Raw genomic sequence first — 24,583 nt, forward strand, 5'->3', positions numbered from 1 at the left:
TTCTCTATCTGGTCACGGGGAGTGGAAAGAGTGCTCAAAAAGCTGATCCCTTCTCCTTCGCCCGTCAGGTAGTCATAGCCCCATTTCCACTGGTAACCCGTGGTCTTGATGGTGATGTCCGGGCTCGAGGTGTCCTTCATCGCGATGACGGTCTTGGTGGCGGGATAAGCCATGCCAACCAGGATGAAGAACGGAATGATGGTCCAGATGATCTCGACCGTGGTGCTGTGATGGAAGTTCGCAGCTTTGTAGTTCAGAGACTTGCGGTGCTTCAGCACGGAATAAAACATGACACCGAACACACCAACGAAGATCACCAGGCAAATCCACAATATCATCGTGTGCTGATCATATATCTGCCTGGCTATGATCGTCTGCGGCTCCGGCAAATTCAACTGGTGAGGGTCCGCCGCCGCCATTCCCAGCCCGGAATACAACGCGATCGTCACCATCCCCATTATGCTTGCTGCTGCTTTACTGCTCATATTTTCCCCCACTTGATATCCGAACATCCGTTCCACGACACTGGTCATTCGAGATAATCGGATTTTCTTATCCGGTATGAAATCGTATGACGTACCGGGCTGTGAAACCTTGATAAATGTCAACTTCCGTGCAGTTTCCGAAAGATCGGCAGTTGATCTGCCGGGCAGATGTGCAGTGGCTTGCTACCGTGGAGGGAATGGGTGGGCGGGAAGAACTCGTACCACGCGGCGGGTTTTATGCAACCATCAGTCTCTCCCGAACAGCCCCGGGTCTTGCTTGAGACGCCAGGGACCACGAGGGCTATCACGGCAAACGCCGAATACCAGGGAGGGCGGGAGTGAAGGAAGGGTAAAACGCAAGTCGAAAAACGATACACAAACGGCGTTTCCCGCAAACTCGATTTGATCGAGAACGGGAAAGCTTGCAAACCCGCGAAAACGGGCAAAGACTTCCTGATTCCATGCCTGCCGGGCAAGCATGGCACGAGAGGAGTTGTCGCCAAACTGTTTATACCGCGCCCATGCTGCCGCGGCCGGGGATTGATACCCCGCGTCAATTCGTCCCCACATACCCCGGATTCCGCTTGCCGGTCCGGCTGGCGCGTAGTTTAGCTTACGGCGAAGATTTACCAGCGCGACTTCGTACTCGTCTTTATAGCTGACAATGATCTTCCAGTTGAAAGGCGACAGCGGCTGAGGAAAAGCATGGACTTGCGCGTTTATCAACCCCTTGTTTTCCCTGTAGGCCTCGCCTATCTTTATTGCATCCGAATGCAATACACCCTGAAACCCCACGTAACATCCGAGAACCGCCAAGGACAAGACGGCGGGATACCGGCTATCAGGTCTGGATCTGCCCGCAACCAGGCCTATTGCAATAATCGCAGTGAAATACGGATCGATAATAAATGTAAAAGGAACAGCGAAGGCTTGCCTGGAAAATGGCGCCAGCACCATCGTGCCGTAAGAGGTGATGACGTCGCCCGCAATATGAATGGCAATGCCCAGGGCGGCTGTACCGTAAATTGCCCGCCATGAATAGCGTTGCCGCGAGAGAAAGGAAAGCAGCCAGGCCAGCAACAATGCCCAGCCAGGTAAAAGCAGGATTGAATGGGTAACGCCCCGGTGCAGGGTTACATATGTGAGCGTATCAAACAGGCGCAACACGAAATCACTGTCGGGAAACGCGGCGGCAACGAATCCGACGGTCATGCGCGCGCCTGGGCTCAATGCGCCGGGAACAGGCTTTACCGGGGCAGTTGCCCGCGCCAGCAACGCGCCGCTTAAAGCATGGGTCAAAGTATCCATGCTTCAAGCAATGATGAGATAGTTTGCGAGGTTGAGGGGCTGCGGAGAGCGGACTGCCGCGTAATCAGCTTCAGGTGGATTTGCGCGTGGTTGAGCAGGCCCCGGAACTTCGGGGCTCAAGTGCCCTGTGGTGCTTTTTCGCTACCCTCGCCTTCCCCCGCGTGACGAGCCGTGAATATGGCGCGATCCAGATTTTCCGCCATGGCCAGGCATCCGTCCAGGAATCGGCTGGTCCTGATCGCACCGGCAGAGTTATCGTTCATCCAGTGGATAAACGCGGTCAGATAAATCGTGGTAAGTCCGGTTTCTTCCAGCGCACGCCTGAAATAGGTCGCGTCCCGTCCGGCGGCTTCACGCATCCATTGGACAGTACGGCTGATATGCATCAGGCCGGGAACCTGGATATGGATGTGTCCGGGCTCCAGCTTGCCGTAGATCATCTGTCTCGTTGTCCTGCGGTAAGGATAAAGGGATCCAAGCCACGCCATGATCAACCGGTGCAAACGCTGACGCGGCGTCAGATAGCAAAAATTGGGAGCTTGCGCCACTCGGAGCATGGCGCTATCCGCCCTTTCGAACCAGGCATCAACGATATCCTCTTTTTCACGGAAATGCGCACGCACATCATCCAGGGTAATTCCAAGCGCAGTCGCGACGTCATGCAGGCGCACTGCCTCCCATGATTTCTGTTCGCCTAGTTCAACCGCGGCGTTGACGATTTGATCAGCTGTTGCCATATTCCACCGATGAGTTATTGATTTGGGAGAAAAGAAGGGAAAACCCGGCCCAGTCGAATCGAAAGTAGCGCAAACCCGCGCAAGGTGTCAAGCACATACGGAGCATTATCTCCCCATTGACGTCGAGGGCCTTGCCCGTCGCAGAAGTATCGAACGCAATCTGTAAACCGGTTTTACGGGTTTACAGATTGCAGGCAATTCAAATAGCTTTTCTGCATTTCGTGCTATAGCCTGCCAAGAAAGAGGCTGAGGCCAAAGAAGCAGAGACAGAAGCCAGGAAAGCAGAGGCTAAGGCAGAAGGGAGGTCTGCTGGCGCACCTGACTGATCATTTCAGCAGTGGATCCCGGGGGGTAATTGCTGCCACCGAGGCAGCAGCCGCCGCCACGAAAACAACAGTGAAGGACGGCAACAGCCGAATTGGGCACCTCCCTAATGGTCAGACCGCTCAGTCAAAACGCAAGGTGTAAAGCAAGTCTATCGCATTGTCAAAACCGGCCCTGGTTACGAGGGTGATGTGCGGAGTCAGGGTATAGGTAAGTTTCGTTACGCCGACCACAGCCGTCATTCCTTGCTCGTAGCTGAGATAGGCTCGCTTGGAAAGACGTTTCCCGATAACGCCGATCTGCCCCATCAAGGCATCGCTACCCGCCTGCCGGATGGATAGCTCGTCCACGCCGAGCGCCTGGCTGATTTTGTCCGTGACGCCTCCGGACTGTCCACCTAGAATGGATCCCGCCGCAGCGAGCAATAATGATGCATCGGCTTTGCCTCCAGGGGCGCGGCCGAGCGCAATCCACGACAGCTTCGCCAGATCAGGCACGGCTGGCGTCGATACCAGCCGTACTCTGGGGTGGCGCACGCTACCGGTGACCTCAACGCCAGCCACCACAGGCAATCCCTTGCGCAGGGCCAACACATTCAATCCGGGGTCGTCGATCGGACCCTGGAAATTCACGATACCGCGTTCCACCGTCAAGCGTTGGCCATACGCTTCGAAGTTGGTCTCACGAGCGGTGATCGTCCCGGTGGCGCGGAGTTTCTGCCCAGGCTCGCCGCGGAGATGCAACTGCCCGGCCAGCCTGCCCTCAAGGCCGGAGGCGCGTATATAAAATCTTTCTCCCAGGTCAAGGCTGGCCACCGTGTCGATCCGCAATCCTCGGCGTGCGGGCCGCTGCTGATCCGGCGCGGTCCGGTCCGTAACAATGACATCGTCCGGCAACTGCGGGTGCCCGGCGGCCGGCTGAGCAAGTAACCCTGCATCTGCGGCAAGACCTCCCTTTAAAGTGAGCGTGTTGTTTTCCAGGCTGGCGCCGCCGTTTCCCGAGGCAATAATCCAGCGATCGGGGCGCTGCGCGAGTGGTACAAGATTAGCGGTGATTTCCAAACTGCCGCGCTCGCCCGTCAAGTCCATGACCCCGGATGCCTGCAACCTGCCCGGACCTTTTGCAAGCTTTACGTTTTTCACCAGCGGATCATCAGGCTTAGGCAGGTGGGGTGCGGTAAAGTCCAGGACGTCCATGTGCAGCGATTCCTGATCGAAGCGTGCCGCCAGCTTTCCCTTTTCAAGCCGCACACCCTGGTCCAGCAAGGCTACCGCCAGATCATCGCCTCGTATCTGTCCTTTCAGCCTCGGAGCGCCGTAAGTCCCAATTATATCGGCCCGCAAATGAAGTTCACCTCCGGTTCTGATGTTGTTTTCAAGCGTATCAAGGGCCGGTCCAGCCCAGGAAATATCGTCCATGTCGACTAATATATGGCCTGTCAGAGCCGTATCTGGCAGCACGGTCCACTTCATGGCGGACTCTGCTGATTTGGTTACCGGCATGGTGATATGCGCATTAGCCTCACCGAGACGCTTTCCTCGTGCCTTCAATTCTCCCGTGAAGCGGCCATCCACGGCACGGGCAACAAACTGAAAAGTCTGCAAGCCCAACGGAAGCGGCGGATCCGCCGGCAATACCCAGTCTCCGCTTTCACGCCTGATACTAAGGGCGCCCCTCAATTGGTCGCCGGCTGTTATATCCCATCCGCCGCCCAGACGAAGCGGTTCATTTACCGCTTCAGGCATTTCTTCTCTTTTGACTGCATCGCTGCCAGGGCGCAATCTCACGCCGGAGAAATTCCCTTTGCTACTCCATTTCCGGGAATTCCATTCGGTTTCGCTGATCTGTGCCTTTCCGCCCGCCACCGCAAGCTTTGTCATACCAAGCGATACCTGTTCCGAACTGATCTTCAAGGGTGCAGCTTCTTCCAGATGTAAGGAAAGTCCACCGGTTGCCGACAATTCTGACAACTCTCCAAGCCACTGCGCATCTTGCCATCGCCCAACCGGCCTGCTCAGCCCTCCCATGACTCCCAAGACAAGGTTCTGCCTGTCGTCCAGGCGCGCGTCGACGCGTATATCATGCCGGGACCTGTACCCTTCCACTTCCAGCTTCATGTTTTCCACCCGCTTTCTTGTCTGCATTCCGTAGTCTGTGACCGTTAGTTTCAACTTGATAGCCTCACCCTGCAGGAGACCGTGCGCTGCGAAACCTCCAAGATGATGGTCACCGGGAAAAGCCAGATTTTCCCCTTCAGCGTTAAAGCTCATATCCGGCCACACGAAGCTGCTTTCCTTGAAATTCGCGAACTGACTCGCCAGCAATGCCTCGACCGTAAGCGAACCGCTGTAGCCGTGTCCGATCTGCTCCAGGGCCGGTGCAGCAAGCGCTAGCCGCAGTTGATCGCCTTTGCGGCCGAAGCCGCCGCTTACACTCAATCTGTTGTTACCAAGGCGCAACTCGACTTCTCCCTTGGCTCGGGCCACGGCCTCGAACTCGATTCGGCCGCTGCCGGAAACAGACTGCCCTGCCACGCGGCTGTTTGTCATCGTGAAGTGCGCGGTGCCTGCTGCGCCTCTCGCTGCTCCAGGCTCCAACTCGCCCGCAAGTTTGAGCGTGGCGTTGAGGTCGGTTCGAGGCAGCTGAGCGAGGGCGGAAACATCGAAATGCTGAAGCCTGCCGTCAAAAACAAATGACCTTGGCGCGCTCAGTCCGAGTTTGCCTTTGCCTGCGAGTATGGCCCGGCCATGTTTGAGCTGCATATTTTCCAGCACCAGGCTGTCATTCATTCTCGCAATATGGGCATCTAGATGTAGCGCCCTGTCTTTATCCCGAAGCGACAGGATGCCCTGCTGGTTTTTCGCGTCGCCGCTAAGCTTCACCTTCCCGTTGAGGCTCGCCGGGCGTAAGCGTGTATCCAGCGTGGCTGGGTTGAGCCGGTTGATGAGCAGATCCGCAGACATCGTCCCCTGTTCATGCTGCCAGGCCAAATTTCCGGAGATCGAGCCATCGCCGGGCGCGACTACCGTCAAATCGTCAAGCTGGAGCAATTGAGCCGAGAGTATTGGATGCGCTCGCATCTCAAGCAAAGGCAGTCCACCCTGATCCAGAGCTCCTGGCCTGCTGTTTTTGACGATCAGACTCCCTTCGAGCTGCCCGTCTGCGTTTTCACGTAAATCCGTTTGCAGCGCAAGGCTGGCTTTCGGCGCCGCAGATGAAAAAACATGCGGGTCGAGACCGTTCGCCGACAGCCTAAGCCCGGCGACGATGAAAGGAGCATAGGGATGCAACTCCGCCTCGCCTTTCCCTGACAATCCGGCGCCGTTTCCGTCCAGTTTGACATCGAGCTGCTTCAGATTGCCGGTAATAACGGCGGAAATCTGCGCTTCCAATGCCTCGGACATGTCCGACACCACCGGTATGGCAACCCCCGCCAGCTTGGCCTGCGCAAGCAGAGGGAAAGGCGTGACGCCCTCCAGCTGGCCAGACGCGATCAGTTTGCCGAACTCGAGGTTGGCGCGCAGTTCGGACAACCGGTGCGTCCGGCCGTCGCTTCCCAATCGGGCATGGACTTCCGTGGCGCCGAATACCGGTGCGCCGCCCCTCTCGTGCAATACACGCAGTGCGCCGATATCGACCTTTTGCACGAGCAAGGACAATGGCAATTCCAGGTTATCCGGCAGCGAAGCGGGTTCTGGCGAAGGAGGTGAAACAATCTCCAAATCCTCTGCTGTCAGGTCGACTATTTTTAGCTGCCTGGACAACAGCGCATCCAGTTGCCAGGTCAATTGCACTCCTCGTGCAACGATGCGCAGATCATCTTTCGTAAAATGTACGACGTCCGCCTTGATCGATTGGGACAACTTGCCGTCCAGTCCTTCCAGCACTATGTTGCCCGCGCTCAAGTGTGATGCTGCCGATCCAAGCCATCTGAGTCCGGATGTGCTTGCTGTCAGCCAGGCGCCAATCCCCCCGATGACGACGATGAGCGCCCCAAACAGCAATACGGGCCGCCGCCACCTGATATTCCAGCCGGAATTTTTGGCTTGATGTACGTTTTCAGGTTTCATGTGCTGTCAAAACGCCACGGCAATGGAAAAATGCACGCGTAACTTGCCGTCATTGTGTGCCCGGGCAAGATCCAGGGCGAGCGGCCCGACCGGACTGCGCCAGCGAATCCCGCCGCCATATCCAACGTTGAGGTTCATGCCGCTGACAGTGTCGGCGGCATCGCCAAAGTCGGTAAAAATGGCGCCGCCCCACTCGCGCGTAAACCAGTGATTGTACTCAACGGTGCCGGTGGCCATCACCCGGCCCCCGACTATGGCCGCGCCCTCCCGTACGCCCAGGCGCTGGAAAGCAAAGCCCCGCACGGACTGGATGCCTCCCGCCCGGAACAGATATTCCTGTGGGATGCCAAAACGCGAGGGTGCAAACGTATACCCCGCCTCGCCACGTAAAAACAGCACATGACGGTCACCTACCGGATACCAGAACTGATGCCTTACATAAGTGCGCAGAAAATCCTGATCAGATAGCAGTTGCTTGCTTCCGCCACCGATGCGCACTTCCGTTACGCTGCCGTCGCGTGGAAATAATGGATCGTCCACGGAGCGATAACGCAATTGCCCGTCCAATACGAAAGTTTGATTGACCTGCTGCAACCCGCCTGTTGGTTGCCGGTCTTCACGCTGCCAGTTCAGTGCAAGCCGCGTTTCCATTTTGCCGGAAAGCTGATTACGGCTGACACCTGCTTTCTCACGCAGGGTTTCCAGCTCCTGGATAAAAGTTCTCTCAACCCCTCCCCCCACCGAGAACCATTGGCCCGTCTGATCCGGGATGCTGTCGACCGTAGTGGAGACCGTCTGGCGCTTTTGCTCTATGCGTACCCCGCCGTTCAGCCGCAACGCTCTGTCCAGAAAGTTATTATTCGTATAATTGAGTTCACCCCGCGCGCCGGTATTGGAGCTGTAGCCTGCCCCAACTGATACACGCTGCGCCTGAGCCTCGGATAGCACTACCTCCACTGGCGCTGCCAGGTGGGTTGCCGCGTCCGGCTCGATATTGACGGCGGCTGAACTGAATTGGGGTAAATTCTGTAATTTCGTCTGGAACGAGAGTAACTGGTCCCGACGGTAAGGATCGCCGGCTTTGAACGGCGCCAAGCCGGTAATCAGCGACTGGTCATAGCGATCAAGTCCCTTTATCACCATATCTCCGAATCGGAACGCGGGCCCCGAGTTCAAGACGACCAATAAGCGCGCGCGTGAAGAAGCGGAATCTACCTCTGCCTTGCTTTCCTCTATCTCTGCGGCGGCGTAATTCTCCTCTGCCACGCTGGATAACAATATCGCCTTGGCCTCTTCCCAGATCGGCGAGCGAAATGGCTGCCCGACACCCAGAGACCAGGCAGCGCGCAGCTTTTCGACGCGTGCGTGCCGCCCGGGCTCGTCACTTGCCAGATCTCCCCTGAATTCGATGCTGACCTCACTGACAAAAGTGCGGGGGCCGGGAGTGATCTCCAACACGGGGATTTTACTGGATGGCGCGAGGTTCAAGGTTATCGCAGGCTTGAAATAGCCCTCTGTAGCGAGGAGTTCGCGTATTTCCCGCTGCGCCCGGCGAATGAAAGTAGCACGGGCAGTTTCATCCGCAATTGGTACTGCCGGTAACTTGAAATGACGGGCCAGCAAATCCTGCAATGGTTCCGGAGCAGAAATAATGACATGTGGCGGATTTTTTTTTGCCAGGAATTGCTGTGCCTCAGCCGCGCTATTTCCCAGCCCGGAAAGGACGAGCAACAGGATGAGAATTGATATCCGTATCCGTCCTGAATAAGAATGAGTGAAATATTCTGCGACAGACATAGAAAAATGAGGGTTTACCGGGGGAAACCACCCCGCGATCCCGCTGAATTTTGCCGGCTGCGGTTAGATAGATACCCGCACCACCGTCATTTGGCTGCTAAGCGGAAGAAATATCGGGATTCACAACTGCTAGCAGGCAATAGCCTGCAACGGGATATTGAAGTCAGTGAAAGTGGCTACCGCAGCGATAGCAACAGGACCGAATGCGCAGACTACCGGATGATACCTAGCGACGGCCGCCACCGCAACTTGCCGCAGGTCAGATTTGCAGCTTACCCGCGCAGTCTGAGATCACCTTTTCCAGGAACGCGCTATAGTCCATTTGCTTCATTGCATTCTCGTTATAACTGAAGTATCACTTACTTTTCTGGATGAGCTTGACTAAATGGACTTGAATGAAACTCCCGTAAACTGCCACCTCAGAAAGCTGCTGGCAGGTATGGCAATCGTTCTGGCAATGTGCTTGCAATCAACGGCGTCCGCGGCTTCGCCCTTGCTTCGATGTGAAATCAGCCAAGGTGGCGAAGCCTATACCGTGGATTTCCTGCCGCGCACTGATCCGTACACTGTTGAAGCAAAAAATATCAACGGGAAGTTTCGGTTCAAGGCCATCGTGCTTGGAAATGAGAAGCTTGTTGAATCCGTCAAGATTTATACCTATTATCAGGAACAACATCAGATGGTGTTATTGCATGAAGCCAGGTACATACCGCCATTCAGTCAAAGCGCATCTTCACCTGCAGCCCTGACCGGCATAAATTATCTTTATTCTCCAAGACTGGAGGAAGAATTGCAGTACGGCTGCGCACTTCTGGAAGTTGACTTGTAAGGGATGCCCGGATTTCGGTCTGGGCGCTGGCGGCACTCAGAGGTTCTTGCCGCTTTGGGAAGTCCTGTCTGACGGTTCCGGCGATTCAGCCGTGATGAACCGCTCGCTCGCCCGCCCACGAGCTTACCCTGTTTGATCCCGGTTTATTACCTCCGAGTTAATCTCGGTACAATTTGCAGGTTGCGGCGTGACTTGTATCCAGTTCGATCAGATTCTTCGAAATATCCTCTACCACCCTTGAGACAACACGCCGAACGCCTTGTACCACCCCATCGATGCCGCCATTCACCGATTCGGAGATCGCTGCATAACAAGCAGCGCTACGGCCGTCGGCCGAACGGGTAATCACCCAGCTAAACCTTGCCTGTACCCTCTCGCCCACCACCGCGTCGAATTGACCGAGCTCAATCGCAACGCGATAGCCGCGGTAATCGGGCGCGTGGATTCCGCTGGCTCCGCGCGTCTCTCTTATCGCCCCGGTCTGATTCGCGATGCCGGTAGCAAACGCATCACGCAGTTCATCGTTGAAATGCGATGACCAGCGGCTTTCCTCAAGGATAAAAAGCTGCGATTCCTCGCCCCCGGAGCGCACGACCAGTTGTGGCCGGGCGAGCCGTTCCGGGACAGTTACCGGCAACACTTCAATATAAAACGGCGTCGATGCATCCGGCAATGCCTCCTTCATCCGCTGGGGCGTCGATGGCACTGACAGCGTATAAAACCGCGGTTCCTGGACAGATGCACAGCCATTCAGCAATAATGCCAAAGTCATCCCCAGAACGGCGCGGGACAGCGATGTCATGGGTTATCCTTCCGTTTACCCCGAAGCACCGCTTCAGGATGACGTTCCAAATAATCGGTTAAAATTCTCAATGAAGCAGCCGCGCGCGTCAACTCCTGTAAGGTCTGGCGCAAATCCTGCTGTAGCGGCGCGTCTTCCGCCAAGGTTCGCTCCGCGGCAGTCAAGGTTTTACGCACATCCTTCATCGCCAAGGTGATTTCCGGCGCCACATCGTTGTTCAACTTCTCCGTCAACTGTCCGGCACTATCAAGTGTTCCCTTGAATGATTTTAACGATTGCTGTAACTCGATGGCAATTTGATCGAAGGGCACCTTGCTTAACTTGAGTGCTATCTCTGACACCTGTGTCTGGATTTCGTCGGTGCTACTGGGAACAGTGGGCAATTGCAGTAATGAGCCCGTACCCTCCCTTCCTGCCATGTTTCCAGAGCCTGTTTTTCTCGCCGGGACAAGTTTAGGAAAAAAGTCGAGGGCGACATAAACCTGCCCGGTGATAAGATTGCCGGTGCGTAACTGAGCGGACAAACCTCGATCAATCATGAATTGCAAACGCTGTTGCGGCGTGAATTTTGACTGCCTTTGGTATTCGATAAATTTACGGCCCAGACGTCCAGGATAAATTTCGACCAATACCGGCATACTGAATTCCTGCTGTCCTGAATCATACTCAATCCCTACCGATTTAACCTGTCCCAACACGAGTCCGCGGAAACTGACTTCTGCCCCGGGCGCCAGTCCGCGCACCGACTGCTTGAAATCAAGCAAAACGATCTGCGCCTCCGTGTCTTGCTCCTTTAACGCTTCGGTCTGGCTTTCCGCGAGAACAAAGGCTGTGTTCTCCTTAGCAGGAGGACCGGAAATTTCTTCCGGCGCCTGAAACGAGAGCCCGCCAAGTATAACCGTAGCCAGCGATTGCGTATTCAGCGTAAATCCACTGGCATTCATTTGCATGTCAAAACCGCTTGCATGCCAGAAGCGGGTATTAATGCCGACAAATTTTTCGTACGGCGCATTCACAAATATGCGTACGGTAATGCCTTTGCCATCATCATCCAGATCATATGCGGTCACCTGCCCCACCTTTATGCGGCGGTAATACACGGGCGAACCAATATCCAGGGAACCGATATCCCTGGCATGTAAAACATACTGCCTGCCAGAGGCGTCGCGTGTAATGATCGGGGGCACCTCCAGCCCGGTAAACCGGTCTGCTTTCTCTTTTTGAACCCCCGCCTCGGCTCCAACATAAGAGCCGAATAACAGCGTGCTCAGTCCCGATACGCCTGAACCCACCACACGCGGACGCACAACCCAAAAGCGGCTATCAGCGGCGGTAAAACTTTTTGCCTCTTTCTTCAATAGCACCGTAACCAGTACGTAGGCGTGATCTTCGCTAAGCGTAATGGATTGCACTGTGCCGATGTCGACTTCTTTATACTTGACCTTTGTCTTGCCCGGTTCCAGCCCTTCCGCGGAGCTGAATGTAATGGTGATCTCGGGTCCTCGCTGAATCCAGGTGTTGACCGCAAGGGAAATACCTATCAGTGCCGCAATTATGGGAATCAGCCAGATTAGCGAGGGGATCCAGTCTCTCTGCTTGACCTTTACGGGTTCGGGTATTGCCTCCAGGGACTCACCCTTATTCCCGGTGTTCCCCGTTGTCTCCGTCATGCACGTTTCCCTGCTTTCGTTTTGGCCGCATCCCAGATCATGCGGGGATCAAAACTGAGCGACGCAAGCATGGTCAGCACGACCACCGCGGCGAAAGCTGCTATTCCCGGCCCCGCGTATACCGTGGCAAAACCTTTGATCTGTACCAGTCCCGTCAATAATGTCACGACGAAAACGTCGAGCATCGACCAGCGTCCGGTCACTTCAACAAGACGATATAGCTTTGCGCGCTGGAGGAGACGCCATTTACTGCGCCGTTGCGCCGTTATCAAAAGCAGAATCAGGGCTGCCAGTTTGAATAGAGGCACCAGAAAGCTGGCAATAAAAACGATGGCTGCCAATGCCCAGGAACCCGAAACCCAGAAATAAATGATACCGCTCATGATGGTGTCTTGCTGCTCTCCGAGCAGGGAGGCCGTAGTCATGATAGGCAATGTATTTGCCGGAATATACATTATGCAGGCAGCAATCACGAGAGCCCAGGCACGGTTGGCGCTATCGGGCTTGCGGGCATGCAGTCTTGCGTCACAACATCCGCAACGATCATGGGCTTGCACCTCCTTCCATAGAGTGGCGCAGTGATGACACGCTACCATGCCCAGGTCTGCCGCGGTCTTTGAGGATGGCCCGGCCTGTGCGGTTTGCGAGGCTGATCGCAGTGAATCGGCGGTATTCGCAGTATCGGTTGTTGACATCGTTTTTCTCTACGCTTGCTTCAATAAAGCGATCCGCCAGATATAGCGGGGATTGAATGAAGATACTGCCGCAAGAAGAATGGTAAGCGCACCAAAAGCCCATAGTGCGACTCCCGGTACCACGGTTGCCATGTTTGTCAATTTAACAAGCGCAACAATGACACCTAGCAGAAACACTTCCACCATACCCCATGGCCGGACGGTTTGAAGCAAGCGCGTCAGCAAGTTGAAGGCAGGGTGATATCCGGACCGGGTAACCGCGACAAGTAAATAAATCAGAGCCAGAAGTTGTAACAATGGAAACAGAACCGTTGTGGCCAGGACGAGCGACGCGACGAAAGGCATCCCCTCCGAGTTCAGGAAAAAAACAGAGCCTATGAGCGTAGTTCGACTGGCGATGCCCTGGAGTTCCATTTCAACAATGGGAAAAACGTTGGCAATGACGTACATGAACAGGCTGGCAACAGCCAGCGGTAAAACGCTCGTGCGGTAAGCACTCATATCGCGCTCCAGTTCCGCACCGCAACAGCTACAGAAGGCAACTTCGTTGCGGCCCAGGGTCGGCCGGCGGTGAACCGCATCGCACTCCTCACACGCGAGCAAGTCTGGTACTTCCTGCATTCAGGGTCCTCGGGGTGATTTTCAAGATATCAGCATGCCGGAATTCCCCTATATAGTATCGTTTAAATCATGACTCGCCGCAGGGAAATGGACGAATAAATCCTCGCTTCTTTTGTATCGCCGCGCCGCGCGCGTGCTTGCCGCTTGATTGGGATGTGCTACGCTGAAACAAACAGCTTGCCCAACTGTCTTTAAAGGGAAACTCAGCAAGGATATGCAATGGACAAGAAAACTCAAATCAACTTCTGGTACGTCATTATTGCGGTATTTGGTATTTTGCTGATACAGAATTTGTACTCGCAATATACAAAAGTCGAGCCAATCCCCTACAGCCGCTTCCATACGTGGTTGGACGAGGGCAAGATCGCGGAAATCGCAATAACCGAAAACCATATTTACGGCACGCTCAAGGGAGACGGCTCGGATGGGGTGAAGAATTTCGTTACCACCCGTGTGGAACCCGAGTTGGCCGAAAAGCTGGATGCGCACAACGTTACCTACACGGGAGTAATTCAGAGCACCTGGATTCGCGACCTGCTGTCGTGGCTGCTGCCAATGGCCATTTTTTTTGGCATCTGGTTGTTTATTATCCGGCGCATGAATCCGGGCGGCGTCAGCGGAGGCCTGATGTCGATAGGCAAAAGCCGGGCAAAGGTATTCGTGGAGACGGAAACCAAGGTCACCTTCGCGGACGTGGCAGGGGTCGACGAGGCAAAAGAAGAGCTGATGGAAATCATCAACTTTTTGAAGGACTCCGCAGGATATAGCCGTCTTGGCGGGCGCGTACCCAAGGGAATTCTGCTGGTGGGTCCGCCGGGCACCGGTAAGACTTTGTTGGCGCGGGCTGTGGCGGGCGAGGCAAATGTGCCATTTTTCTCGATCTCGGGTTCCGAATTCGTCGAGATGTTTGTCGGCGTAGGCGCGGCCAGGGTGCGCGATCTGTTCGAGCAGGCGCGGCAGATGGCCCCGGCCATCATTTTTATCGATGAACTGGATTCCCTTGGGCGGGCTCGCGGCGCGTATGGACTGGGCGGCCACGACGAGAAGGAGCAAACGCTTAATCAGTTATTGGCTGAGCTAGACGGCTTTGATCCAAAGAGCGGCGTAGTGCTGCTCGCCGCTACCAACCGGCCAGAAATCCTCGACCCGGCCTTGCTGAGAGCCGGAAGATTCGATCGGCAAGTGCTGGTGGACAGGCCGGACAAGTTGGGCCGCGAGCAGATTCTCGCAGTGCATCTGAAAAAAGTCAGGCTGAATACCGATGTAAAGCCGGAGCAGATTGCGGCATTGACTCCGGGCTTCACCGGCGCGGATCTCGCAAATCTCGTTAACGAAGCGGCACTGCTTGCGACCCGGCGTGGCGGGAAGTCAGTAACAATGGATGACTTCAATAACGCAATTGAGCGCGTAGTTGCCGGTCTTGAGAAACGCAACCGCCTGCTTAATCCGGAAGAGCGCCGCGTTGTCGCGTTTCATGAATTAGGACATGCAATGGTAGCACTGGCATTGCCGGGCGCTGATGAAGTGCACAAGATTTCAATCATTCCGAGGGGGATCGGGGCTTTGGGGTACACGATTCAACGCCCGACGGAGGACCGGTTTTTGATGACGCGGGCGGAACTGGAAAATAAAATGGCGGTACTGATGGGTGGACGCGCGGCAGAGCGTGTGGTGTTCAACGAGATATCGACGGGCGCGACGGACGATCTCGCCAAGGCCACCGATCTCGCGCGCGCCATGGTGCTGCGCTACGGGATGAGCGACGCGCTGGGCAACGTTGCCTATGATCGGGAGCGTTCCGCCTTTCTCCAGCCTGGCGTACCGATGCCCCAGAGCCGGGACTATAGCGAGGAAACCGCAAACGAAATAGATGGCGCGGTGCGTACGCTCGTGGATCATGCTCTGGAGCGCGCAGTTGGCATCCTGAAAGTCAACCGTGCATTGCTGGACAGGACGGCGACGAAATTGCTTGAGGCGGAGACCTTGAACGAGCCCGATATAGAAGCGCTGAAGCGTGAGGTAATCACCGGTTCAGAGCTTCCGGCGATGGCATGACGTCGAAAAGAGCGTAAAGTCGCAGAGTCCGCCGGTTCGGCCTGCGCCTGTGTTTTTATTTTTGTAAAAAATCTTCCTATACGGACGGCGGTTCCTGTATACTCCGCGCTTCGATTAAAATCCCTTATATTTAGTAGGGCTTTTTTTCGGCTCATCGTTCCTGACCTCTCTTCGATTTTCAAGTCTCCAACGGAAATTGTGCGGTACCGTGGTTAGCGGCGATGTTTTATGTGTGCGCCAGCGGTACCTTGCCCATTCGTTTCAGGGGATTCATATCCTGCTTGCGCGCGTAGGTCGCATCTAAAGTTCAGAAATTCCAGACAGACAGGCAGGTACAACATTGGAGGATTTGGACCCAATGCGTATCTCGCGAAGAAGCGTTAGACGGTCGCATTATCTTTCTGATGCAATCGGCAAAATCTTTTGAGCGATGCTGTCAACCGCGGAATCGGGAATTCGGGATGCACCATTTTTTTCATTTAATAGGAAAAAACACGTGTCTTTTGAAAAACTCAATCTTCATCCTCTCATCCTTAAAGCCATTGTCGACTCCGGCTATACGTCACCCACGCCGATTCAGGAACAAGCCATTCCCGAATTACTCGACGGGCACGATGTCATGGCTTCGGCACAGACCGGCACAGGTAAAACTGCGGCCTTCATGTTGCCGGCGCTGCACGGCCTTGCCACACCTGCCAAGGTGCAGAGTCGCGGCCCTCGCGTACTGGTATTGACCCCGACCCGGGAACTTGCTCTCCAGGTATCCGAAGCCGCGGCCAAGTACGGCAAGCATCTGCCCCGCGTCAAAGTGGTGAGCATACTGGGCGGAATGCCTTATCCGCTGCAAAACAAATTGCTTTCGCAACCAGTCGACATTCTTGTAGCAACACCTGGCCGTTTGATTGATCACATCCAGCGCGGGCGCATCGATTTTTCGCGCCTGGAGATGATGGTGCTGGATGAAGCCGACCGCATGCTCGACATGGGTTTCATCGATGACGTGGAGCGTATCGCATCGGCGACGCCAGCAACCCGCCAGACCTTGCTGTTCTCAGCCACCCTGGATAGCGCAATCGACAATGTTGCGGCGCGGCTGCTGAAATCGCCAAGGCGCATTCAGATCGCAGCCCAACAGGCAAAACTGGATAACATCGAACAACGGCTGCATTATGTTGACGACATTTCGCACAAGAACCGGCTGCTGGACCATCTGCTTCGCGACCTGGCGTTGAAACAGGCCATTGTCTTTACCGCCACCAAGCGCGACGCCGATACGCTGGCGGATAACCTTTCCGCCCAGGGACATGAGGCCGCCGCCTTGCACGGGGACATGAATCAGCGCGACCGTACACGTACGCTGACCAAACTTCGCGGTGGCGGGCTGCGCGTTCTGGTGGCGACTGACGTCGCCGCCCGGGGAATTGACGTGGCCGGCATAACCCATGTCATCAACTTCGACCTGCCGAAATTTGCCGAAGACTACGTGCACCGCATTGGCCGTACCGGCCGCGCCGGCGCATCAGGAATTGCGGTTTCATTCGCTTCCGGCAAGGATGGGATCAACCTGAAAAAAATTGAGCGCTTCACCGGTCAGCGGATCGCTTCGCATGAAGTGCCCGGTCTGGAGCCGCGATTCAAGCCGCGGCCCGGTACCAGTGGCCCGTCCAGAAGCGCACCCAGCGTCGCACATAAACGTACCCGTACATGGTCAAACGATGGCCCGCGCCATGCCAATAGCGCTAACAGCTCCAACGGAAACTGGGGCGATAGTGGCGGCCGTTCGGTTGGCGCGAGCCGCGGCGATACATGGGGCAGTAATACACGAGGCAACGCAAGGGGCAATAGCGGCGGTAATACCCGGAGCAGTTCGTTCGGGAACAGCGGCGCTAGCAGTCCTTATATCAGAACGAAGTAAGTAGTCAGTCCATTCTGCAAGCGGCCACATTGCCCCTGAGAGGGCAATGTGGCCGCTTGTTTTTATTCAGGGTGGCAACGCGGGTGGGTGGAGCATAGCAAGGCGCAGGATAGATGTAGTGCAGTGTAACCGATCAAAATGGACGCGATAGTCGCTTATAGCTTTAATTCGCGCCTTTCCAAACATCCAGGTACGTGTGAGAAGAAAAGACCGCGGAATCCGGGATTACTCTATTCCGGCTGATTACGCATGAAATCTGCAGTCTGATCAAACGCCATGTCAAGTTTTTTGCGTAATTCATCATCCAGGCCGATATCCGCCATGGCCCGGCTCATACAGGACAACCACTGATCGCGCTCGGAAACGCCAATAGGAAAAGGCATATGACGGGTGCGCAGGCGCGGCTCCCCATATTTTTCTGTATATAAGGACGGACCGCCGGTCCAACCGCAAAGAAACATGAACAGTTTTTCCCGGGAATGGGTTAAATCCTGTGGGTGAAGCTTGCGGACGCCGTAGTAATCCGGATCCTCATCCATTAGATCGTAAAAATGGTCCACCAACCGGCGTATGACTGTTTCGCCACCTATCCGCTCGAATGATGTCGCGACATGCATTTGACTCTCCTTATTTCTTCCATGCCCCTATACTAAGCCATATCAGGTCATGCGGGAGAAACATGGCCTTATTTACAGTAATGGTGTGCGTTTTCTCAACATGCGCAGGACCCAGTAGATAGCTCCAGCGGCTAGCAAATGCTTTACCGTATGGCCGCTTATCACCTGTCCGAAGTCATAAATTGCCCGATCCGCGATTTCCGCCAATTTGGCAACGGCATAAATTGCAAGCGCGATATAAATATCGGCTCCGCGGGCATATCGCGACCGAAAATAAATCGCCAGCAGAATAATCAGCAGAATCGAGTAGAACTGCGCGACGATATAAAAATTCAGATTGCCGTCGCCGCGCTGTTCGCTCCAATGCCAATGCATCACGCTTCCCAAGCCGATCGCAATCAGAACAGGCAGTAACCTCAGTCCTACCTTTGGGCTGACACGTTCGCTGAGCGTTGCGGCAAGCAGAGCCATTATGCCGATCGCTATTGGCAGCCTATCCCACATTAATCGCTCATTGTCTGGCGCGAGGTGATAATAAGCCGAGCCAATGCACACCATCGTAACATTGAGGAAGAGAACCAGGTAAGGCCAGCGTTCCGACGGCTCGACGAAAGCGTTGGCTGCATGCGCACCGCGGGAGTGAAGTAAAAACCCCAGCCCCGCCATGCCCACAAGCAGAAAAGCGCCATTGGAGACAACATTGAAAAAATTGGGAATATCGAAATAGGAGCGCTGATCCGCAAACTGATGATATTCCACAGGCTGGGGAATAGGCGGAACAAGGGCTGCAAGCAGCAGCATGCCTACCGAGAGAATGCTCAGCATCCATAAGCGGTGCCTGTCACTCATATTTAACCCCGTAAAATCAATTGAACTTGCATATAACATGATTATAGGAGGTGATATGAGAACAAGTATTTCAAAGCGCGTGCAAAATTATCGGGTTGCACGCCTTTGGTCTGCGTTCCGTACAGATTTGGGTCCCGGACACTCGCCGCCCCGGCTTCGCGGAAGAATGCGCCCTCAGTACCGCCTGTTACGCAAGCGACTCGGAAGAGCCGCAAACATCAGCATGGCTATTTACCATTGCTGACATAGACGACGGGAGTGAAGCGGAGGCGATCCAGTCGCAATCGCGGTAGTTCATCGCATTTTTGCAACCGCATCATCCACCCGCTCCACCGCAATAATCTCGATGCCGGCAATTACCTGCTTCGGCTTGTTAGCCTTGGGAACGATGGCCTGAACAAAACCCAGCTTGGCCGCTTCTTTCAGCCTTTCGAGACCGCGCTGGACGGGACGTACTTCTCCAGCCAGCCCCACTTCGCCAAACACCACCATCTTTTCCGGCAGCGGCTTGTTCTTGAGGGAGGAAACAATAGCGAGCAATACCGCGAGATCCGCGCCTGGCTCTGTTATTTTCACGCCACCGACCGCATTGACGAACACATCCTGATCAAAACAGGCAATCCCGGCATGGCGATGCAATACCGCCAGCAACATCGCAAGCCTGTTCTGTTCCAGTCCCACGCTTAGCCGGCGTGGGTTTGGCGCATGGGCTTCATCTACCAAGGCCTGAATTTCAACCAATAGTGGGCGGGTGCCTTCCTGTGTCACCATTATGCAGGAACCCGGCACCTGACCTCCGTGGTGAGAAAGAAATAGCGCCGAAGGATTGCTCACTTCTCTCAGGCCTTTTTCAGTCATGGCAAATACGCCCAACTCGTTCACCGCGCCAAAGCGATTTTTGAAGGCCCGTATCAGGCGAAAGCTGGAATGGGTGTCCCCTTCGAAGTAAAGTACCGTATCTACCATGTGCTCAAGCACGCGCGGTCCGGCCAGTGCTCCCTCCTTGGTAACGTGGCCCACCAGGATAATGCACGTACCGCTGGCCTTGGCGAGCCGCGTCAGTTGGGCTGCGCACTCGCGCACCTGCGCCACCGAACCTGGCGCCGATTGCAATGCTTCGGAATAAATGGTCTGGATGGAGTCGATTACCGCTATATCAGGTTTACGCTCGGTGAGCGCTGCCTGAATCTTTTCCAGCTGGATTTCCGCCAGCAAATGCACCGCCTTTGCGTCCAGCGCCAGGCGTTTTGCCCGCAGCGCCACCTGCCGCGCCGATTCTTCACCGCTCACATACAGCACCTCGCGCACAAGGGACATGTGGCACAGCGCTTGCAGCAGCAGTGTTGATTTGCCGATTCCCGGATCTCCGCCCAGCAATACCACTCCGCCATGCACCAGGCCGCCGCCCAATACCCGGTCAAATTCGGCCACGCCCGTGGAATAACGCTCTTCCTCCCCCGCCTCCACCTCGCTCAGATTCTGTATCTGACCAGTTTCGGCTACGGAGGTGAAGCGTGAAACCACTTTGTCCGCAATGATTTCGACCAGCGTGTTCCAGGCCTGGCAATGCGGACACTGCCCCTGCCATTTCAAGGTCTGGCCGCCGCATTCGGTGCAGGAATAAGTGGATTTGGTTTTTGCCATTCTCAAGAAAATAACCTGTCGTAGTCCGCACAGTTGCCCATCCAGAGCTTCATCAATCCTTTTTCGGTTTCTGAGGATGAGTCCGGAAACGAGTTGATGTGAGATGCTTCAAGCTGTCCCAAGCGGAGCCGTTTTTTCATTTCAGTGTTCACGATACTACAAGCGTCGACGCTCTTCTACCTGGAAAACTTGTTTTGAATAAGAGCTTGCTATTTGGAGTGGATTGTTTATAAATGAACCACAACGCAGGAAAAAGTGAAAGCGTTAAAAACCATCCCTGTCAGCAGCTAAAAGCCTCATCTTTAAACGGTCAGAATCTTTAATGAGCAAGCCTGCGGGCGATACTGCATGGAACCCCTCGATTCCCGGCGCTTACTCGCCTCTCAAGGTTCCAATTTTCCGTGCTTTCTGGTTTGCCTCGTTCGGTTCCAATATCGGCACCTGGATCAATGTGGTGACGTCCGGCTGGGTGATGACCGACCTGTCCCCTTCGCCGGTCATGGTATCGCTGGTGCAGGCGGCGACTTCGTTGCCGATGGTACTGTTCGCATTGGTTGCCGGCGCGCTTACCGACATTGTCGATCGCCGCCGCTACTTGATGGCAACGCAAATATGGATGGCGGTTTGTGCCGCGATGCTGGCTGTTCTTGCCGGCACCGGCCAGATCGATGCATGGAATCTGCTGATCCTGACCTTTGCGCTGGCCGTTGGCGCATCGATGGCGACTCCGGCACTGAACGTCACTGCACCCGAACTCGTACCGAGAGCGTTGCTGCCGCAGGCGGTTGCCCTTAGTTCGCTGTCAATGAATCTCTCGCGCTCCGTAGGCCCTGCCATAGGCGGCCTGTTGCTGGTGCAGCTAGGCGCATGGGCGGCCTATAGCATTAACGCAATATCGTTTATCGGCATGATATTGATGCTGTGGTACTGGAAGCATGAACCGGCTGAGCGATCGCTGCCGCCGGAGCGGTTCTTCCAGGCCTTGCGTGCCGGCCTGCGCTACGCGCACATGGCATCCCCTTTCCGTGCCGTGCTGATTCGCGCAACAGCCTTCATTGTCTTCGCGACCTCAGCATGGGCGCTGCTTCCGCTGATTGCACGGGTTGAACTGGCGGGAGGACCTGGAACGTACGGACTTCTCCTGGCTTTCGTCGGCATCGGGGCGGTTACCGGTATTCTTGTTCTCCCGCGGCTACAGGCTTATATTTCCCGCGATAGCCTGGTACTCGTCGCGAGCATAGTTTACGCGTTGACGACCGTGGCACTGGCTACCATCCGCAGCGAAATGATCTTGTATGGCGTCATGGCTGCTTGCGGCGCAGCGTGGGTCAGTGTCCTCTGGTCGCTGCAAGTGGCTGCGCAAATTTCTGTTCCGGCCTGGGTGCGGGGACGCGCATTGTCCCTTTATATCATGGTCTTCTCCACAGGCATGACGATTGGTAGCCTGCTGTGGGGCTGGATTGCCGGGCAGACAGGCATACCGTTCGCATTGTTGCTGTCAGCTGCCGGTGCTGTAGTAACAGCAGTGCTTGTCCGTAAATTCAGCCTCGGTACGCAGGAAGCGCCCGATCTGGCGCCCTCGAATCATTGGGCACCTCACCCCCCTGCAGCGGAGGGGCTGCAGGGGGACCGGGGCCCCGTACTGGTCACTATCGAATACGAAGTTGCGCCAGGCCAGCGTGAAGCTTTCCTGGAGGCAATCCAGCCGCTCGGCGCAATCCGGCGGCGAGATGGAGCATTTGCCTGGGGCGTCTTTGAGGATATTGCCGTGCCCGGACGTTATATTGAATTCTTCCAGCATGATTCCTGGCTCGATCATTTGCGTCAGCACACTCGTGTCACTCGCGAAGACCAGCGCGTCCAGGAAAATGTCCTCGGTTTTCATACAGGCAGCTCGGCACCCAAAGTATCTCATTATGTCGGTGGCGCGCCGGCCGCGACCATGGTCAGTTCAATGACAACCGGCTCATGAAACGGCACGACTATACTCTCGCTTCTTGCTTCCAGGTTCCCGACGAGTCTGCAATCTCTGCTCTTGCCTCTTTTTTGTTATTCATACAAGGAGAACACCGATGATGGAAATACGTCGAGCCCAGGAACGCGGCCATGCCGATCACGGCTGGCTGAATTCCTGGCACAGCTTTTCTTTTGCTGATTACTACGACCCTGGACATACCCGGTTTCGTGCGTTGCGCGTCATTAACGATGATACTGTCGAGCCTGGAGGCGGTTTTGGCACCCATGGTCACCGCGATATGGAGATCGTCAGTTATGTGCTGGAGGGAGCATTGGCGCACAAGGACAATATGGGTAACGGTTCCGTTATTCGTCCAGGCAGTGTGCAGCGCATGAGCGCGGGTACGGGTGTTCAGCATAGCGAATTCAACGCTTCATCGGATGAGCAGGTCCATTTTTTGCAAATATGGTTTCTACCCAATGAAATCGGCATTTTGCCCGGCTATGAGGAAAAGTACTTCGATGATGAGGAAAAGCGCGGCAAACTGCGGCTGATCGCCTCGCCCGATGGAGCGGATGGTTCTGTAAGAATTCACGCTGACGCGAAAATGTTTGCCGGTTTGGTGGATGGCGGCAACCGCGTAGAGCATGATGTTGAGAACGATCGTTATATTTATGTTCACGTCGCGCGCGGAAAAGTATCTCTTAACGGCAACGTTTTGCAGGCAGGAGATGGCGCAAAAATTACCGGCGAAAACCACCTGATTCTTGATCAAGGCCAGAAAGCAGAGGTGCTTGTTTTGGAGCTGTGGTAAAACTGCAGTATCAGATCCGGCGGCCTCGGCTTTGGTGTTTTTTCATTTATTCGCCTGCCATTCCACCATCAAACCCGGCTCTTCTGCTACCGCCTGAAAGGCGCAGTCGACACCCATTCCCGGCACGCATACAAGTTGATTTCCGCTGAATATCAACGGTAACGTTTCCCGCTCCCACGGCGGTAGCGATGCCTCCCTGAGGAGGTTTTTAACACTACGGCGCGGACGCTTTTGGTCTGGACGCAAACGCTCTCCGCCTTGGCGCGGACGAATTGTGACCGGATTCTCGGAAAGCTTTCGCAGGCTGATCCCCGCGCCTTTGCGTGGAATGAACTCCAGGGTGCCGCCGAGTTCGTCGATAACGAGCCGTTTTTCACCATGCCATGCCAGTTCCCACTCCCTCGAACGCGAGCCAAGCGCCCGCTGCTCGTCTATATGACGTACGTGAACAACGCCCTGAAAGCAGCGAACTTCGGCATTTCCGAAACTTATGTTCAATTTGGCATCCTGGCGAGAGGACAGCAACTGTCGCAGAATTTCTTCCAGTCTTGTTGTGCTGGGCAATATCGCGCCTTGCTGCACCAGAGTGTAGCGCAACAGATTTTTAGCCCGCGGAAAACTCAGTTTCCGCAAATCTTCAACGTGGAGCTTTCCCTGGACTAGACAGGCATTGCCATCGGCCTCGGCCAACTCGTCCAGCAGGGTGGATGCCTCCGCCATGTGCCGGCTTGCACGCAGGAAAGTCGTGCGATACGAAGGGAAACGCTTTTCCAAAAGGGGAAAAAATTCATGACGCAGGAGATTCCGGTCGAAAGACAGGTTGTCATTGCTCTCATCAGTAATCCACTTCAATGCATGTTCTCTGGCGTAATCCTCGATTTCGCGCCGCGACACCTCAAGCATCGGCCGCAGTATTCGCGGCAAGCTTCGGCTTGTAACCAACTGTGTTTTGACTTCAATCGCCAGGTTGCGAACTACCGGCATGGCTCCCAACCCCTTCACACCCGCGCCGCGCAGCAATTGAAGCAGCAGTGTTTCAGCCTGGTCGTCGAGATGTTGAGCCAACACTACGTAATCGGTTTTCAGTTCTCCGAATACGCGGTAGCGCTCATCTCGGGCCAGGGCTTCAAGACTGTCTCCCGGTTCCCGGCTGATTTTCAGTGTGACGATTGTGAGCGGAATGCTTCTGGACCGGCATAGATCGAGGCAGAATTCGCTCCATTTATCTGCATTTCCGCTAATGCCGTGGTTGACATGAATAGCAGAAAGCGAGAACTGCATTTGAGCCGACAGTTGATCAAGTAGATCCAGCAGCACTACCGAATCCACCCCGCCGCTGAGTCCTGCGGTCAGATGCGCGCCTGCCTTGATCTGTTCACGCAAAACACTTTCGG

At 55.2% G+C, this 24,583-nt stretch carries 19 protein-coding genes; 6 read left to right on the forward strand and 13 right to left on the reverse strand.

Annotated features, from left to right (window positions below; genetic code table 11):
* The 5 genes from BMZ14_RS13285 to BMZ14_RS13305 form a co-directional block, all read right to left on the reverse strand.
* On the reverse strand, window positions 1–452 hold a 452-nt coding region (locus BMZ14_RS13285; protein ID WP_442756350.1), incomplete at its 3' end, for a cytochrome c oxidase subunit II transmembrane domain-containing protein.
* A 279-nt stretch (window positions 453–731) separates the two neighbouring features.
* Window positions 732–1,793 (reverse strand): metal-dependent hydrolase, encoded by a 1,062-nt coding sequence (locus tag BMZ14_RS13290; protein WP_074798417.1) that lies wholly within the window; start codon window positions 1,791–1,793, stop codon window positions 732–734.
* 116 nt (window positions 1,794–1,909) lie between these two features.
* The gene (locus tag BMZ14_RS13295; RefSeq protein ID WP_074798419.1) at window positions 1,910–2,530 is read right to left on the reverse strand and encodes a TetR/AcrR family transcriptional regulator; all 621 of its coding nucleotides are present in this window, start codon (window positions 2,528–2,530) and stop codon (window positions 1,910–1,912) included.
* A 446-nt stretch (window positions 2,531–2,976) separates the two neighbouring features.
* Window positions 2,977–6,924 (reverse strand): translocation/assembly module TamB domain-containing protein, encoded by a 3,948-nt coding sequence (locus tag BMZ14_RS13300; RefSeq protein WP_074798422.1) that lies wholly within the window; start codon window positions 6,922–6,924, stop codon window positions 2,977–2,979.
* A gap of 6 nt (window positions 6,925–6,930) precedes the next feature.
* On the reverse strand, window positions 6,931–8,721 hold the full coding sequence (locus tag BMZ14_RS13305) for an autotransporter assembly complex protein TamA (protein ID WP_074798424.1): 1,791 nt from the start codon (window positions 8,719–8,721) through the stop codon (window positions 6,931–6,933).
* A gap of 385 nt (window positions 8,722–9,106) precedes the next feature.
* Between BMZ14_RS13305 and BMZ14_RS13310 the strand changes: the two genes are divergently transcribed.
* Entirely contained in the window at window positions 9,107–9,550 is a 444-nt protein-coding gene (locus tag BMZ14_RS13310) for a hypothetical protein (RefSeq protein WP_083396799.1), read from the forward strand.
* A gap of 157 nt (window positions 9,551–9,707) precedes the next feature.
* Here the strand turns inward: BMZ14_RS13310 and BMZ14_RS13315 are convergent, their stop codons facing one another.
* Genes BMZ14_RS13315 through BMZ14_RS13330 form a run of 4 tightly spaced genes read right to left on the reverse strand, consistent with a single transcriptional unit; the run spans window position 9,708 to window position 13,338 of the window.
* The gene (locus BMZ14_RS13315; protein WP_074798426.1) at window positions 9,708–10,352 is read right to left on the reverse strand and encodes a PqiC family protein; all 645 of its coding nucleotides are present in this window, start codon (window positions 10,350–10,352) and stop codon (window positions 9,708–9,710) included.
* Entirely contained in the window at window positions 10,349–12,022 is a 1,674-nt protein-coding gene (locus BMZ14_RS13320; RefSeq protein WP_074798428.1) for a PqiB family protein, read from the reverse strand. Before BMZ14_RS13320 ends, BMZ14_RS13315 begins: the two co-directional genes overlap by 4 nt.
* Window positions 12,019–12,717 (reverse strand): paraquat-inducible protein A, encoded by a 699-nt coding sequence (locus BMZ14_RS13325; RefSeq protein WP_074798429.1) that lies wholly within the window; start codon window positions 12,715–12,717, stop codon window positions 12,019–12,021. The genes BMZ14_RS13320 and BMZ14_RS13325 overlap by 4 nt, the downstream gene beginning before the upstream one ends.
* Before the next feature lie 9 nt (window positions 12,718–12,726).
* Window positions 12,727–13,338, reverse strand: a complete 612-nt coding sequence (locus BMZ14_RS13330) for a paraquat-inducible protein A (RefSeq protein ID WP_074798432.1) — start codon at window positions 13,336–13,338, stop codon at window positions 12,727–12,729.
* Window positions 13,339–13,557: 219 nt separating this feature from the next.
* Between BMZ14_RS13330 and ftsH the strand changes: the two genes are divergently transcribed.
* Entirely contained in the window at window positions 13,558–15,393 is a 1,836-nt protein-coding gene (ftsH, locus tag BMZ14_RS13335; RefSeq protein ID WP_074798434.1) for an ATP-dependent zinc metalloprotease FtsH, read from the forward strand.
* A gap of 496 nt (window positions 15,394–15,889) precedes the next feature.
* A complete protein-coding gene (locus BMZ14_RS13340) occupies window positions 15,890–17,308 on the forward strand; it encodes a DEAD/DEAH box helicase (protein WP_074798512.1) in 1,419 nt (472 codons plus the stop codon).
* Window positions 17,309–17,538: 230 nt separating this feature from the next.
* Here the strand turns inward: BMZ14_RS13340 and BMZ14_RS13345 are convergent, their stop codons facing one another.
* Together BMZ14_RS13345 and BMZ14_RS13350 are read right to left on the reverse strand one after the other, a co-directional pair.
* Window positions 17,539–17,925 (reverse strand): group II truncated hemoglobin, encoded by a 387-nt coding sequence (locus BMZ14_RS13345; RefSeq protein ID WP_074798436.1) that lies wholly within the window; start codon window positions 17,923–17,925, stop codon window positions 17,539–17,541.
* A gap of 72 nt (window positions 17,926–17,997) precedes the next feature.
* Entirely contained in the window at window positions 17,998–18,774 is a 777-nt protein-coding gene (locus BMZ14_RS13350; RefSeq protein ID WP_074798514.1) for a ceramidase domain-containing protein, read from the reverse strand.
* Between the two features lie 95 nt (window positions 18,775–18,869).
* Here BMZ14_RS13350 and BMZ14_RS15665 point away from each other — a divergent pair, with 95 nt between their 5' ends.
* The gene (locus BMZ14_RS15665; protein WP_218145042.1) at window positions 18,870–19,067 is read left to right on the forward strand and encodes an antitoxin MazE family protein; all 198 of its coding nucleotides are present in this window, start codon (window positions 18,870–18,872) and stop codon (window positions 19,065–19,067) included.
* A gap of 1 nt (window position 19,068) precedes the next feature.
* Here BMZ14_RS15665 and radA read toward each other — a convergent pair whose 3' ends face one another.
* Complete coding sequence (gene radA / locus BMZ14_RS13360; protein ID WP_074798438.1) at window positions 19,069–20,418, reverse strand: DNA repair protein RadA; 1,350 nt, start codon at window positions 20,416–20,418, stop codon at window positions 19,069–19,071.
* A gap of 322 nt (window positions 20,419–20,740) precedes the next feature.
* Between radA and BMZ14_RS13365 the strand changes: the two genes are divergently transcribed.
* Together BMZ14_RS13365 and BMZ14_RS13370 are read left to right on the forward strand one after the other, a co-directional pair.
* Complete coding sequence (locus BMZ14_RS13365; RefSeq protein ID WP_074798440.1) at window positions 20,741–22,390, forward strand: MFS transporter; 1,650 nt, start codon at window positions 20,741–20,743, stop codon at window positions 22,388–22,390.
* A gap of 100 nt (window positions 22,391–22,490) precedes the next feature.
* Window positions 22,491–23,189 carry a pirin family protein gene (locus BMZ14_RS13370; RefSeq protein ID WP_074798442.1) on the forward strand — a complete coding sequence of 233 codons (699 nt, stop codon included), beginning with the start codon at window positions 22,491–22,493 and terminating at the stop codon, window positions 23,187–23,189.
* Between the two features lie 42 nt (window positions 23,190–23,231).
* On the opposite strand, the gene tilS is transcribed toward BMZ14_RS13370, so the two are convergent.
* Entirely contained in the window at window positions 23,232–24,572 is a 1,341-nt protein-coding gene (tilS, locus tag BMZ14_RS13375; protein ID WP_256208639.1) for a tRNA lysidine(34) synthetase TilS, read from the reverse strand.
* Window positions 24,573–24,583: the final 11 nt, after the last annotated feature.

Origin of the sequence: Nitrosospira briensis, from assembly GCF_900115125.1 — a bacterium.
In the GTDB taxonomy this organism is placed as follows: domain Bacteria; phylum Pseudomonadota; class Gammaproteobacteria; order Burkholderiales; family Nitrosomonadaceae; genus Nitrosospira; species Nitrosospira briensis_A.

Coding starts and splice junctions, on each gene's coding strand:
- ftsH (WP_074798434.1), top strand. CDS start 13,558: ATGGACAAGAAAACTCAAATCAACTTCTGGTACGTCATTATTGCGGTA.
- BMZ14_RS13320 (WP_074798428.1), bottom strand. CDS start 12,022: ATGACGGAGACAACGGGGAACACCGGGAATAAGGGTGAGTCCCTGGAG.
- BMZ14_RS13305 (WP_074798424.1), bottom strand. CDS start 8,721: ATGTCTGTCGCAGAATATTTCACTCATTCTTATTCAGGACGGATACGG.
- BMZ14_RS13315 (WP_074798426.1), bottom strand. CDS start 10,352: ATGACATCGCTGTCCCGCGCCGTTCTGGGGATGACTTTGGCATTATTG.
- radA (WP_074798438.1), bottom strand. CDS start 20,418: ATGGCAAAAACCAAATCCACTTATTCCTGCACCGAATGCGGCGGCCAG.
- BMZ14_RS13345 (WP_074798436.1), bottom strand. CDS start 17,925: ATGCATGTCGCGACATCATTCGAGCGGATAGGTGGCGAAACAGTCATA.
- BMZ14_RS13300 (WP_074798422.1), bottom strand. CDS start 6,924: ATGAAACCTGAAAACGTACATCAAGCCAAAAATTCCGGCTGGAATATC.
- BMZ14_RS13290 (WP_074798417.1), bottom strand. CDS start 1,793: ATGGATACTTTGACCCATGCTTTAAGCGGCGCGTTGCTGGCGCGGGCA.
- BMZ14_RS13350 (WP_074798514.1), bottom strand. CDS start 18,774: ATGAGTGACAGGCACCGCTTATGGATGCTGAGCATTCTCTCGGTAGGC.
- BMZ14_RS13310 (WP_083396799.1), top strand. CDS start 9,107: ATGGACTTGAATGAAACTCCCGTAAACTGCCACCTCAGAAAGCTGCTG.
- BMZ14_RS13295 (WP_074798419.1), bottom strand. CDS start 2,530: ATGGCAACAGCTGATCAAATCGTCAACGCCGCGGTTGAACTAGGCGAA.
- BMZ14_RS13330 (WP_074798432.1), bottom strand. CDS start 13,338: ATGCAGGAAGTACCAGACTTGCTCGCGTGTGAGGAGTGCGATGCGGTT.
- BMZ14_RS13325 (WP_074798429.1), bottom strand. CDS start 12,717: ATGTCAACAACCGATACTGCGAATACCGCCGATTCACTGCGATCAGCC.
- BMZ14_RS13370 (WP_074798442.1), top strand. CDS start 22,491: ATGATGGAAATACGTCGAGCCCAGGAACGCGGCCATGCCGATCACGGC.
- BMZ14_RS13365 (WP_074798440.1), top strand. CDS start 20,741: ATGAGCAAGCCTGCGGGCGATACTGCATGGAACCCCTCGATTCCCGGC.